11 protein-coding genes are annotated in these 12,010 nt (G+C 73.5%); 7 read left to right on the top strand and 4 right to left on the bottom strand.

Annotated elements, in window-relative coordinates:
- Positions 1–415 precede the first annotated feature (415 nt).
- From ACFOW4_RS26725 to ACFOW4_RS26710, 4 genes are read right to left on the bottom strand one after another with little or no spacing between them, the layout of a single operon-like run.
- Positions 416–1,675 carry an MFS transporter gene (locus tag ACFOW4_RS26725; protein ID WP_377532735.1) on the bottom strand — a complete coding sequence of 420 codons (1,260 nt, stop codon included), beginning with the start codon at positions 1,673–1,675 and terminating at the stop codon, positions 416–418.
- A 40-nt stretch (positions 1,676–1,715) separates the two neighbouring features.
- Complete coding sequence (locus ACFOW4_RS26720) at positions 1,716–2,297, bottom strand: isochorismatase family protein (RefSeq protein WP_377532733.1); 582 nt, start codon at positions 2,295–2,297, stop codon at positions 1,716–1,718.
- 42 nt (positions 2,298–2,339) lie between these two features.
- The gene (locus ACFOW4_RS26715) at positions 2,340–3,626 is read right to left on the bottom strand and encodes a nicotinate phosphoribosyltransferase (protein ID WP_377532731.1); all 1,287 of its coding nucleotides are present in this window, start codon (positions 3,624–3,626) and stop codon (positions 2,340–2,342) included.
- 16 nt (positions 3,627–3,642) lie between these two features.
- Positions 3,643–6,321, bottom strand: coding sequence for a LuxR C-terminal-related transcriptional regulator (locus ACFOW4_RS26710; protein ID WP_377532729.1), 2,679 nt, complete (start codon positions 6,319–6,321; stop codon positions 3,643–3,645).
- A 202-nt stretch (positions 6,322–6,523) separates the two neighbouring features.
- On the opposite strand from ACFOW4_RS26710, the gene ACFOW4_RS26705 reads away from it, so the two are divergent.
- From ACFOW4_RS26705 to ACFOW4_RS26675, 7 genes are all read left to right on the top strand, one after another.
- Positions 6,524–8,068: a hypothetical protein gene (locus tag ACFOW4_RS26705; RefSeq protein WP_377532727.1), complete on the top strand. Its 1,545-nt coding sequence runs from the start codon at positions 6,524–6,526 to the stop codon at positions 8,066–8,068.
- Between the two features lie 160 nt (positions 8,069–8,228).
- Positions 8,229–8,519: an ATP-dependent Clp protease adapter ClpS gene (gene clpS, locus ACFOW4_RS26700; protein ID WP_088946433.1), complete on the top strand. Its 291-nt coding sequence runs from the start codon at positions 8,229–8,231 to the stop codon at positions 8,517–8,519.
- Positions 8,520–8,521: 2 nt separating this feature from the next.
- On the top strand, positions 8,522–9,016 hold the full coding sequence (locus ACFOW4_RS26695) for a DUF2017 domain-containing protein (RefSeq protein WP_377532725.1): 495 nt from the start codon (positions 8,522–8,524) through the stop codon (positions 9,014–9,016).
- Between the two features lie 53 nt (positions 9,017–9,069).
- On the top strand, positions 9,070–9,558 hold the full coding sequence (locus tag ACFOW4_RS26690; protein WP_377532723.1) for a Mov34/MPN/PAD-1 family protein: 489 nt from the start codon (positions 9,070–9,072) through the stop codon (positions 9,556–9,558).
- A gap of 65 nt (positions 9,559–9,623) precedes the next feature.
- Positions 9,624–9,953, top strand: a complete 330-nt coding sequence (locus tag ACFOW4_RS26685) for a MoaD/ThiS family protein (RefSeq protein ID WP_377532721.1) — start codon at positions 9,624–9,626, stop codon at positions 9,951–9,953.
- Positions 9,954–9,964: 11 nt separating this feature from the next.
- The gene (locus tag ACFOW4_RS26680) at positions 9,965–10,930 is read left to right on the top strand and encodes a PLP-dependent cysteine synthase family protein (protein ID WP_377532719.1); all 966 of its coding nucleotides are present in this window, start codon (positions 9,965–9,967) and stop codon (positions 10,928–10,930) included.
- Between the two features lie 225 nt (positions 10,931–11,155).
- Positions 11,156–11,899 carry an MBL fold metallo-hydrolase gene (locus ACFOW4_RS26675; RefSeq protein WP_377532717.1) on the top strand — a complete coding sequence of 248 codons (744 nt, stop codon included), beginning with the start codon at positions 11,156–11,158 and terminating at the stop codon, positions 11,897–11,899.
- Positions 11,900–12,010: the final 111 nt, after the last annotated feature.

The following is a 12,010-nucleotide window of genomic DNA, read 5'->3' as shown; positions in this document are numbered from 1 at the left end:
CCCAACTCCCCGGAAGATGACCACCAGAGACCCACACATACGACACAAGACCCATAAATATGACCGACAGTCATAACGCTCACTTCGGCATGCGCCGCTTCACGCCGGTCCTGGCCGTCGGCGGCGCGACCGGCGCGTGGTGGTGCGGTGGCGTCGGTAATGGCCGGGGCGACAGGTGACCGGGCGGGGGAGGCGGGTGCCGGGAGGTTGGCATGGCGGGCATGTGCTGCTTCGCGGCGGTCCTTGCCGGCGCCAGGGCGACCGGCGCGTGGTGGTGCGGTGGCGGCGGTAATGGCCGGGGCGCCCGGGCGGGACAAGCCGGTGTGCTGGAGGTTCGGGCGTGCCGCGAGTCAGCCCCGCGTGGCCGGGCGAACGGGGATCGCCGTGGTCGCAGCGTGTCGGGCTCCGGCGGCGATCAGTGGGTGGCGGGCGTGAGGTCGGTCTCGGGAGCCGGCGAGACGGGTGCCGACAGGGCCGCCGCTGCCGAGCGACGGCGGCGCAGCTCGATCGGGAGCACGACGAGGGCGACCAGCGCACCCAGCGCCCCGGTCACCACGAAGCCCCAGGCCGGCGTCCTGGCGTCGATCACCGCGCCGGACAGCGGGGCGCCGACCGCGATGCCGACGGTGACCGCCGAGCCGTGCAGGCCCATCGCCTCACCGCGTACCTCGGCCGGGGCCAGTCGGCTGACCGCGTCGGAAGTGGCCGCGATGGTCGGCGCGCAGAGCGCCCCGGCCGGGATCAACGCGAGGCAGAGCAGCCACCAGTGCGCCCCGCCCAACCCGACCGGGATGGTGCAGAGGCTGAGCGCGGCCATCAGTGCCAACGGCGAGAAGGACCGGTGGGCGGCGCCATAGGCGAAGCCGCCGGCCAGTGAAGCGACCGCCCAGCCGGCCAGCACCGCGCCCGTCCAGCCGATGTCGCCGCTGGCCCGCAGGACCGCGATCACCGCCACGTCGGTGCCGCCCAGGACCAGCGTGGCCGCGGTGCTGACGGCCAGCACGGCGAGCAGCCGCGGCGTCAGCCACTCCCGGCGGGGCACCCGCCGCTGCGGTCCCGTCGGCTCGTCGGCGCTGCGGACCGACGGGTTGAGCACCCAGAGGGCGATTCCGGCGGCGACGATCCCCCCACCGACCAGGTAGAGGGTGGTCCGCGCGGAAATCGCCGTGACCAGGGCCACTGCCAGCGCCGGACCCACGATGAAGGAGAGCTCCACCGACATCGAGTCCAGCGCGTACGCCGGCCGGCGTTGGTCCGCCGGGACCAGCGCGGCGATCGACTGGCGGACCACCGAGAAGATGGGCAGGGCGAGCGAGCCGGCCACGAAGGCGGCCGGCAGCAGCAGCGTGTACGGCAGCGAGGGCGCGGTGGCCCAGAACACCGCCTCGGCGATCGCGGTGAGCACCAGCACCGGGCGCAGACCACGCCGGTCGACCAGCCGCCCGAGCAGCGGCCCACCGATCGCCGCGCCCACGGTGATGGCCGCGCCCACCAGACCCGCCGCCGCGTAGTTCCCGTCGAGATCGAGCAGCACGTGGAAGGTCAGTGCCACCCCGGTCGCGGTGAGCGGGATGCGGGCGAGCACGGCAACCAGTAGCAGCGACCGGAGACCGGGGAGGGCGAGCGCCTCCCGGTAAGGCTTGATGTTCACGTGGGTCCGTACCTCCGGCGACATCCTCGACCGGCGGCACGCCAACCACCAACGAATTAACGGCTCATGCGGCCCTGATCACAGGCTCGCCCCGCAGGGTCACCCCGGCGCCCTCCATCGATCGCAGGGCCACGTCGGTGGTCGGCGCGGCGACTCCGGCGGTCAGGTCCAGCAGCACGGTGGTGGCGAAGCCCTCCCGGGCCGCGTCCAGCGCGGTGGCGCGGACGCAGTGGTCGGTGGCGATGCCGACCAGTTCCACCCGGTCCACGCCGTGCCGGCGCAGCCAGTCGGCCAGGCACTCACCATCGTCGGCGTGCCCCTCGAACCCCGAGTACGCCGCCGCGTGCTCGCCCTTGTGGAAGATCGCCTCGATCCGGCCGGTGTCCAGGTCGGGGTGGAACTCGGAGCCGCTGGTGCCGACCACACAGTGCCGGGGCCAGGACTCCACGAAGTCGGGCGGATCACCGAAGTGGGCCCCCGGGTCGACGTGGTAGTCCTTGGTGGCGACGACGTGCGCCCACCGGTCGGGCTCGGCGGCGAGCAGCCGGGAGACACCGGCGGCCACCCCGGCACCGCCCCCGACGGCCAGCGAGCCGCCCTCGCAGAAGTCGTTCTGCACGTCGACGATGATCAGCGCACTGCTCACCGGGTGCTCCTCTCGTTCGGGTCGGGTCCGCGCCGGCAGTTCTCAGTCGGCGGGTACGACGGTGACCGGCACGGCCGGGTCGCCGGCGGAGAGCTTCAGGCCCTCCCAGGGGATGGAGATCAGGCACTCGCGCAGGTGTTCCCGGGACTCGTCGAGGGTGGGCAGCGGCACCGGCTCGCCCTCGACCACGAACGAGCGCTGGAGCAGCCGGTCGTTGGGCTGCCGGTCCGGTACGCCCTGCGGGACGATGATCTCCTCGGTGGCGGTGCCGGTCGGCTTGTGCCGGCGGACCGCCACCTTCCGGCCGCCGATGGTCGCCTTGTGCTCGGAGCGCTTCACCACCGGGCGTCCCTCGACCTCGACCAGCTTGTAGACCAGCCCGACGGTGGGTGCCCCGGAGCCGGTGACCACGGACGTGCCCGCGCCGTACATGTCCACCGGCTCGGCGGCCAGCGCGGCGATCGAGTACTCGTCCAGGTCGCCGGAGACGATGATCTTGGTTTCGGTGGCGCCCAGCGAGTCCAGGAGTTCTCGCGACTGCTGGGCGATGACGGCCAGGTCACCGGAGTCGATCCGGATCGCGCGCAGATCCGGGCCGGCCACCGCGATCGCGTTGCGGATGCCCTGGGTGATGTCGTACGTGTCGACCAGCAGCGTCGTGTCCTTGCCCAGCGTGGCGACCTGCGAGGCGAACGCGGCCCGCTCGTCGTCGTGCAGCAGGGTGAACGCGTGCGCCGCGGTGCCGGCGGTGGGGATGCCGTAGCGCGCCCCGGCGGCGAGGTTGGAGGTGAACCGGAAGCCGGCCAGGTACGCGGCCCGGGCCGCCGCGACGGCGGCCTCCTCGTGCGCCCGCCGCGAGCCCATCTCGATCAGCGCCCGTCCGCGCGCCGCGGTCACCATGCGGGCCGCCGCGGCCGCCACCGCGCTGTCGTAGTTGAGCACGGAGAGCACCAGCGTCTCCAGCACCACGCACTCGGCGAAGCCACCCGAGACGGTGAGGATCGGGGAGCCGGGGAAGAAGAGCTCGCCCTCGGCGTACCCGTCGATGTCGCCGGTGAAGCGGTATTCGGCGAGCCAGGCGGCGGCCGCGTCGTCGACCACGCCGGTGCGGCGCAGGAAGTCGATCTCGGCCGGGTCGAACCGGAAGTCGCGGATCAGGTCGATCAGGCGGCCAGTGCCGGCGACCACCCCGTAGCGGCGACCCGTCGGCAGCCGGCGGCTGAACACCTCGAAGACGCAGCGGCGGTCGGCGGTGCCGTCCCGCAGCGCGGCGCTGACCATGGTCAGCTCGTAGTGGTCGGTCAGCAGCGCGGGGCGAAGGGTGCTCACCGCCCCAGCCTAAGGTTCAGCCCGCTTCGCCGCCCTCGTGGCCCGGGATCGTCCGCAGCGCGGCCCACAGTTCCGCCCGGCCGGTCACCCCGAGCTTCGCGTAGACGCGCTGGAGGTGGTTCTCCACCGTGCGGGCGGAGAGGAAGAGTCGCTCGGCGATGGCCCTGCTGGTCGCGCCGTCCGCGGCGAGGCGGGCCACCTGCCACTCCCGCTCGGTGAGCACCGGTGCGCCGACGTGCAGCGCCGGGGTGCGGATCAGGTCGCAGCGACCGAGCAGCGCGGCGAGGCGTTCCCGGGCCGCGCCGGCCGCCGCGGGCCGCTGTCGACGTAAGCGGTGCAGGGCCATCGCGGTGGCCTCGGCGGCGTACACGGTCAGCTCCAGCGCGGCGTAGGCGTCGGCGACCCCGAGCAGCTCCTCGGCGGAGTCGGTGACCGCGGCCCGGGCGTGCCGGGCCAGCAGCGGTGGCAGCACCCCGTCGACCTGCTCGGAGAGCTCGGCGAGGCGCTGCGCCACGGTGCGCCGGCTGCCGTCGGAGCAGGTGGGGCCGACCGGCGCTCCGGCCTGGTCCAGCCGGACGAGGTCGTGCAGGACGTGCACCTCGTGCCCGTGGAAACCGTCGGCGCGCAGCCGGTCGACCAGCTCGCCGAGCTGCTTGACCGCGCCCGGCAGGTCGCCGGCGGCGGCGAGCACCGCGCCCCGGGCCTGCTCCAGCCACGGGTAGAGCACCGCCATGCCCGGCGCGTGGGTGCGGTCCGCCTCGGCCATCGCCTCGGTCGCCTGCGCGGCGTCGCCGCGCAGCGCCGCCGCCTGGGCGCGTTCGGCCTGGGCGAGGCCGGCGTAGACCCGGCTGGTGGCCAGCACCGCGCAGGCGCCCAGGCTGGTCCGCAGCGCGGCGTCGCTCAACCCGCGCATCCGCGCCGCGTACGCCTGGAGGACGGCCAGGTAGCCGGTGCCGAGCCGGAAGTCGCCGGCGCCGGCGAGGTCGGCGAACTCGTCGGCGGCGATCGCGTCGATCGCGGTCAGGTCGCCGGTCAGCGTGAGCCGGGTGCCCCGGGCCAGCTCCAGGGCGAGTTGCAGGTACGGCATGTCGGTGCGCCAACGGGCTGCCTCGGCCTGCACCTGGACGATCGCCGTGCCGCTGCGACGCAGCTGACCCCGGGCGGCCTGGAGGTACGCGATGGTGCAGCGGGCCAGCTCGCGGGCGGCGACGCTGGCCGCCGGCCGGTCCAGCACGGCCTGGCTCAACCGCAGGGCGGTGGACGTGTCGAGCCGGTGCAGCCGCATGATCGCCTCGAAGGCGTGCACCCGGGCCCGGTCGGCGGAGTCGTTGAGCTGCTCGGCCCGGGCGGCGATCTCCTCCACGGTGGACTCGCGGCTCAGCCCCCAGTAGCTGACCATGCCCCGTACGGTCAGCCACCGGCACAGCCGCCGCTCGTCGCCCGCGTCGGGGGCGGCCGCGTCGAGCACGTCGAGCGCCTCCTCCGGCCGGTCGGCGAACATCAGGATGGTGGCCAGCAGTTCCGCGGCGTCGGAGCCACCGTCGGCGTCCAGCGCGGCGCGGGCCAGCCGGGTAGCCAACGGCACGTCGTAGCGGGTGAACGCCTGCACCGCCGCGTCGAGCAGCAGCGCCGGGTCCTGTGCGGTGCCCGAGTCGAGCCGCCACACCGCCACCCGCAGCAGGTCGTCGCGGCGGCGCTTGCCAACCTGCTCGATCAGTTCGGCGAGGCGGGCCTGGAGCCGGCGGGTACGGCTGACCGGGCAGCGGCGGCGCATCACCTCGCCGTAGAGCGGGTGCGCGAGCCGGACGTTGGTCCGGCGGTCGTGCGGCACCACGGTGATCAGCCCGCGTTCCTCGGCGGTCTCCACGTCCACCGGGTCGGCGGCCTGGTTGAGCAGGTGCAGGCCGAGCGGCTCGCCGAAGGCGACCAGCTCCAGGACGGCCCGGACACCGTCGGTGAGCTGCCCGACCCGGGTGTCGATCAGGTCGGTCAGGTTGGGCGCCAGCTCCAACCGCCCGGTCCACTTCCAGATCCCGTACGTGCGTTTCAGCTCGGCGCTGCCGTTGGCGGCGTGCACCAGCTCGCGCAGCAGCAGTGGGTTGCCGGCCGAGAGTTGGCCGAGCCGGTCGGCGCTGCCGGCGTCGACGGGACCGTCCAGGATCGCGGCGAGCAGGCCGGCGGTCTCCGCCGGCGGCATCGGGGTCAGCTCCGTCTGGTCGACCAGGTCGTCGGTCCACAGGGCGCGGATCGGCAGCGGGATCTGCTCACCGTCGCGCAGCGTGCCGACCACGATGGCGTTCTCCGCCCGGGCGACGAGGTGCACCAGCGCCGCCGAGGGCGGGTCGAGCAGGTGGGCGTCGTCGATGGCGAGCACGATCCGGCGGCCGGCCGCCTGCTGTTGCAGCACGTCCAGAGCCCAGCGCAGGATGCCGGCGGGGGAGAGGCCCTGCGGCTGTTCGGCGGGGAGGACCTGCACCAGGCCGCCGAACGGCAGCGCCGCGGTGGTGGCGCTGGCCGCGATGGACCAGATCGCGTACCGGTCGGTGGGCAGCGCGGCGACGCCCTCGCGCAGCAGCCGGCTCTTGCCGATGCCCGCGCTGCCGCTGAAGAAGAGCCCCCGCCCGGTCACTCCGGTCACCGCCGACAGCAGGCGGTTGAGCTCGTCCGACCGGCCGACGAACTTCCACCGACTCATCCGGGCAGCATATCCATCGAAACCTGTCGGCGCGTGTACCGTTACGCAGCGAAGTTGAGTAATCTCGTCATTACTGGTGAGTATCCGAAGTGTTCCGCCGGGGGCCCGGGTCGCCCGTACTCTTCCGGCATCCGGGTGTCATCACCGGATGATTCCACGCGGCCGGTCGTCGCCGGTCGCCTGCCACGGGAGGCCGCCTGCGATGAAGCCGGGTCCTCTCCCCTCGTTCGACGCCACCGACGACATGGCCGGCCCAGCCGACCTGCCGCACTGCGGCCCGTTGCCCACCCGGGTCGGGGTGACCCGCCCGGCGCCGGACGAGCCGCTCGGCGTGGTCGCCGTCGGGCCGGCCGGCGCCGACCGGCGCGCGGTGCTCGCCACCCTGCTCGGGCTCGACCCGGTGATGCTCACCGTGCCGACGGGCAGCTGGCTGGTGGTGCGGCACGCCAAGGTGCCGACCCGGGCCGCGTTCGTGCCGGGCTACCGCCAGCCGCACTCCTACGGCGCGGACCGGGACGCGGCCGGTCCAGCGCTGGCCCGTCCGCCCCGGCGGGTCGAGCTGAGCGTGCCCGAGCCACTGCTGCGGCACTTCACCCTGATCGACACGCCCGACACCGGCGCGCTCGGCGTGGCCGGCGGTCGGGTGGTGCTCGACGCGGTCGGCCGGGCCGGCGCGCTGCTCTTCGTGATCGCCGCCGACCAGGCGTTCACCGCCGCGGAGCTCAATCTGCTCACCGAGGTCGCCGCCACGCGGGTCGAGGTGGTCTTCGCGGTCACCCCCGGCGCGGCCGGCTGGCCTCCGCGGACCGACGGCACGGCGACGACCGAGGACGCGGGGGCGTCCGTCCCGCCGGTCGGAGGCCCCGCGGTGGACCCGGTGGCGGTGACCGTGGCGGCGCACCGCGCCGCGCTGCTCGCCGCCGTGCCGGCGCTCGCCGTGGCCCGCTGGTTCCCGATGGACGAGGCCGGCTCCGCCGCCGACCTGCGCCGGGCGCTGGTGGGCTGGGCTGCCGGTGAGGGTCTGCACCGGGCCAGCGCCGATCCGCCGGTGCTGCCGGGCCACCACGACCGGGTGGCGGTCGCCGCCGATCCGGGAGACTGGTCCGAGCGGTTGGACCGGCAGACCCGCTCCTGCTCGCAGCGGATCCGTCAGCACCTCGCCCTGGAGTTGGCGAACACCCACCTGCGGGTGGTCCAGGAGATCGTCTTCGGAGTCGGCTGCGCCGGCCTGCCGGAGCTGTTGGACCGCGAGATGGCAGCGCTGTCGCTGCTGGCCACCGCCCAGTGCGACCAGGCGGTACGCGGCATCGTGTCGGAAGCCGCCGCGCGGGTGCTGGGAGCGCCGCCGGCCGAGGGCGTGCTGCGTCGGATCGCCAACGCGGTGCAGTACGGGCTGACCGACCACCGGTCCGGGCGCGACCTTGACCGGGTGTTGTTGATCACCAGTACGGCCGGGGTGGCCGGGCTGACCCGCGCGGAGGCGATCGACGCGCTGGCCGGCTATCCGGCGGCGGCCCGCGCCGAGGTGCTCCCGCCGGTCGCGGTGGCGCTCTCCGGTGGGTGCTGGCAGCAATGGCGCAGCCCCGGCAACGACGATCCGAACGCGGCCCGGGCCTGGGCCCAGCGGGCGCTGCGGGAGGTCGAGCTGGAGCTGTCCCGGGAGGTCTCCCGGCGGTTCGAGGTGATCCGGCTCTCGCTGCACGCGGTGCTCTCCGATGCACTCGACCACGGCATCCTGCTCGCCTGACGGCGTCGGCGTCGGCGTCGGCGGCGCCCGGCCGGCAGCGCCGCACCGGGCCCTCGCCGGGGGTGACCGGTGCCGGTCGGTGGCGGCCCGTGCCGGTGATCCGCGCCGGGCCGGCGTTCCGGTTCCTCGGTTCCGGGAAACCGGTGGCACGATGGGGGGCATGGCGGCTCCGCAGGTTGCACCGGTCGAGACGCCGGACACCGACGAGGTGCCGGCGTCCGACCGGCAGTGGGTGACGATCGTGTGGGACGACCCGGTCAACCTGATGACGTACGTGACCTGGGTCTTCCAGAAGTTGTTCGGCTACAGCCGGGAAAGGGCCGAGCAGCTCATGCTGGACGTGCACCACAAGGGCCGCGCCGTGGTCTCCACCGGCGCCCGGGAGCGGATGGAACACGACGCGTCGCAGCTGCACGCGTACGGGCTCTGGGCGACGGTGGACAGGTCGTGAGCATGTTCCATCGTCAGGCCGGCCGGTACGTCGCCACCTTCGCCGTGGACGAGGTCCGCGTGCTGCGCAAGGTGGCCTCCGAGGTGGTCGGCCTGCTCACCGACGGCTTCGACCACACCGACCCGGTCGTCGGCCGGCTCTTCCCGGCGGTCTACCCGGACGACGCGGCCACCACCGCCGAGTTCCGCCGCTACACCGAGGGCGACCTGAAGACCGCGAAGATCGACCAGGCCGGAGCCATCCTGGCGGCGCTGCCCGAGGAGGCCGGCGGCGAGGTGCGGCTGGACGCCGAGGCGGCGGAGGCGTGGCTGCGCGCGCTCAACGACGCGCGGCTGGCGATGGGCGTCCGGTTGGAGATCAAGGACGGCACGGACCTCGGCGAGGAACTGGACGACGCGGTCGCCGAGGACCCGGGCTCCAGCCGGGTGTTCCAACTGTCGGTCTACGCCTATCTCGGCTATCTGCAGGAGTCCCTGCTCAACGCCTTGATCGACTAGTCGTGACCGTCGCCACTTCAAGCCCGCGCCGCGCAGGCGTTAGGCTGGAGCACGTGCTGAGCATCGACCGGTCGATCATCGACGCGATCGTCGCCCACGCGCGCCGGGACCACCCCGACGAGGCGTGCGGCGTGGTCGCCGGTCCCGTCGGCAGCGACACCCCGACCCGGCACATCCCGATGGACAACGCCGCGCGTTCGATGACGTTCTACGAGTTCGACTCGATGGAGCAGTTGCGGGTGTGGCGGGAGATGGACGACCGGGACGAGGAGCCCGTGGTCATCTACCACTCGCACACCGCGACCGAGGCGTACCCGTCCCGCACGGACATCTCCTTCGCCGGCGAGCCGGGCGCGCACTACCTGCTCGTTTCCACCCGTGAGTCGGACACGGAGGAGATCCGTTCGTTCCGGATCGTCGACGGCGTGGTGACCGAGGAGCCGGTCCGGGTCGTGGACGCCGTGGTGGACCCGCACGCCGTCCAGTCGTACATGTTCGGGCAGAGCCCGGCGACGGTCGACTACGAGTGTTCCGGCCGCTGAACCGTCAGCGTCCGTTCATTCCCGTCCCGTTCCCGTAGGCACACCTGATCGAGGAGTACGGCATCATGGCCATCGAAGTTCGCATCCCCACCATCCTGCGCAGCTACACCGGCGGCGCGAAGGTCGTCGACGGCAGCGGCGACACCCTGGGTGAGCTGCTCGCCGACTTGGACTCGCGGCACGCGGGCCTGCGTGGCCGGCTGGTCACCGAGACCGGCGCGCTGCACCGTTTCGTCAACGTCTACGTCAACGACGAGGACGTCCGCTTTCTCGGCGCACTGGACGCGAAGCTCTCCGACGGCGACAGCGTGACCATCCTGCCCGCGGTGGCCGGTGGCGCGTTCGGCTTCGCCGCGGCAGCGGCGATCAGCGCGCACGCCGTAGCCCGTCGCTGAGGGCGGTCGCCATGGCGCGGTACGACAGTCTGCTCGACGCGTGCGGCGGCACCCCGCTCGTGGGTCTGCCCCGGCTCTCCCCGACGGTGCCCGCCGGGGCGCCGCCGGTGCGGCTCTGGGCCAAGCTGGAGGACCGCAACCCCACCGGCAGCATCAAGGACCGGGCCGCGCTGTTCATGGTGCGCGCCGCGGAGGAGTCCGGCCGGCTCCGGCCGGGGGACACCATCCTGGAGCCGACCAGCGGCAACACCGGCATCTCGCTGGCCATGGTCGCCAAGCTGCGCGGCTACCGGCTGGTCTGCGTGATGCCGGAGAACGTCTCCACCGAACGGATCCAGCTGCTCCGGATGTACGGCGCGGAGATCATCTTTTCGCCGGCGGCCGGTGGTTCCAACCAGGCCGTCGCCACCGCGAAGCAAATCTCGGCCGAGCACCCGGACTGGGTGATGCTCTACCAGTACGGCAACGAGGCCAACGCCCGGGCGCACTACGAGACCACCGGGCCGGAGCTGCTGCACGACCTGCCCACCATCACGCACTTCGTGGCCGGGCTGGGCACCACGGGCACCCTGATGGGCACCGGGCGCTACCTGCGGGAGAAGGTCGAGGGCATCCAGGTCGTCGCCGCCGAGCCGCGTTACGGCGAGGTGGTCTACGGCCTGCGCAACATCGACGAGGGGTACGTGCCGGAGCTCTACGACGCCTCGGTGCTCTCCCGGCGCTTCTCCGTCAGCACACGGGACGCGGTGCTGCGTACCCGGCAGCTCGTCGAGGTCGAGGGCATCTTCGCCGGTTTCTCCACCGGCGCCATCCTGCACGCCGCGCTGGCGGTGGCGCACGAGGCGGTCCGGGACGGCCGCGGCGCGGACGTCGCCTTCGTGGTCTGCGACGGCGGCTGGAAGTACCTCTCCACGGGCGCGTACGGCGGCACGCTGGTCGATGCCGAGGACGCTCTGGAGGGCCAGCTCTGGGCCTGACCGGCCTGGTTCGGCCCGTCGGGCCGTCGGCGTGCGCGCCGGCGGCCCGGGGTGCTGCCAGGGGCTGTGTGAGTGGATGTCACGTTGGTGACAACTTCCACCGGATGATTCTTGCCGCCGGGTGCGCCAGCGTAGGCTGCGCAGCGTGGCGTACGCGTCGGTAGAGATCATGAGCCGATTCTTCGCCAACCGAGGCGCTACTGACAGTGACGGCGAGACGACCCGATGCGACTGACCGTTCTGGGTTGCGCCGGCAGTTTTCCCGGCCCCGAGTCCCCGTGTTCGGCCTACCTGGTCGAGGCCGAGGGCTTCCGCCTCCTGGTCGACTTCGGCTCCGGTTCGCTGTCCAGCCTGCAGCGCTACGCCGGCCTGCACGCGCCGGACGCGATCCTGCTGACCCACCTGCACTGCGACCACATCCTCGACGCCGTGTCGTACGTGGTGGTCCGCCGGTACGCCCCGGACGGCCCCTACCCGGCGCTGCCGGTGTACGCGCCCTCCGGCGCACCGGACCGGCTCAGCGCCGCGTACGGCGACGACGGCACCGTCGAGGACGTGTACCAGTTCTACGGCCTCCAGCCGGGCACCTTCCCGATCGGCCCGTTCACGGTCACCGTGGACCGGGTCAACCACCCGGTCGAGACGTACGGCGTCCGGCTGGAGCACGGCGGCCGGTCGCTCTGCTACTCGTCGGACACCGCGCCCTGCGACGCGCTGCTGCGGCTGGCCCAGAGCGCCGACGTGTTCCTCTGCGAGGCCAGCTACCTCGACGGCGTGGACAACCCACCCGACCTGCACCTGACCGGCCGCGAGGCCGGTGAGGCGGCGACCAAGGCCGCGGTGGGCCGGCTGCTGCTGACCCACCTGGTGGCGGCCTGGGGCAGCGAGTCGGACACTCTGGAGGCCGCCGCCGCCGCGTACGGCGGGCCGGTCGAGGTGGTCCGGGCCGGCGCCAGCTACGACGTGTGACCTGGGTGCGGGAGTGGCCAGGTCGGCCAGCGGCACGTGATGGAGTCGTGCTGGCCCTTGCCCCAACGGCAGGGCGCGGAGCAGCCCTGCGCCGGGCTGCGGCCGTGCCGG

The sequence above is a fragment of the Micromonospora sp. GCM10011542 genome (assembly GCF_042650685.1).
Lineage (GTDB): Bacteria > Actinomycetota > Actinomycetes > Mycobacteriales > Micromonosporaceae > Micromonospora.
This window is presented reverse-complemented; position numbering and strand designations above follow the sequence as displayed.

What these genes read in the sequence shown, in the direction of transcription:
- ACFOW4_RS26725 (WP_377532735.1), bottom strand. Translation starts at nt 1,675, where the DNA reads ATGTCGCCGGAGGTACGGACCCACGTGAACATCAAGCCTTACCGGGAG.
- ACFOW4_RS26710 (WP_377532729.1), bottom strand. Translation starts at nt 6,321, where the DNA reads ATGAGTCGGTGGAAGTTCGTCGGCCGGTCGGACGAGCTCAACCGCCTG.
- ACFOW4_RS26705 (WP_377532727.1), top strand. Translation starts at nt 6,524, where the DNA reads ATGAAGCCGGGTCCTCTCCCCTCGTTCGACGCCACCGACGACATGGCC.
- clpS (WP_088946433.1), top strand. Translation starts at nt 8,229, where the DNA reads ATGGCGGCTCCGCAGGTTGCACCGGTCGAGACGCCGGACACCGACGAG.
- ACFOW4_RS26695 (WP_377532725.1), top strand. Translation starts at nt 8,522, where the DNA reads ATGTTCCATCGTCAGGCCGGCCGGTACGTCGCCACCTTCGCCGTGGAC.
- ACFOW4_RS26685 (WP_377532721.1), top strand. Translation starts at nt 9,624, where the DNA reads ATGGCCATCGAAGTTCGCATCCCCACCATCCTGCGCAGCTACACCGGC.
- ACFOW4_RS26680 (WP_377532719.1), top strand. Translation starts at nt 9,965, where the DNA reads ATGGCGCGGTACGACAGTCTGCTCGACGCGTGCGGCGGCACCCCGCTC.
- ACFOW4_RS26675 (WP_377532717.1), top strand. Translation starts at nt 11,156, where the DNA reads ATGCGACTGACCGTTCTGGGTTGCGCCGGCAGTTTTCCCGGCCCCGAG.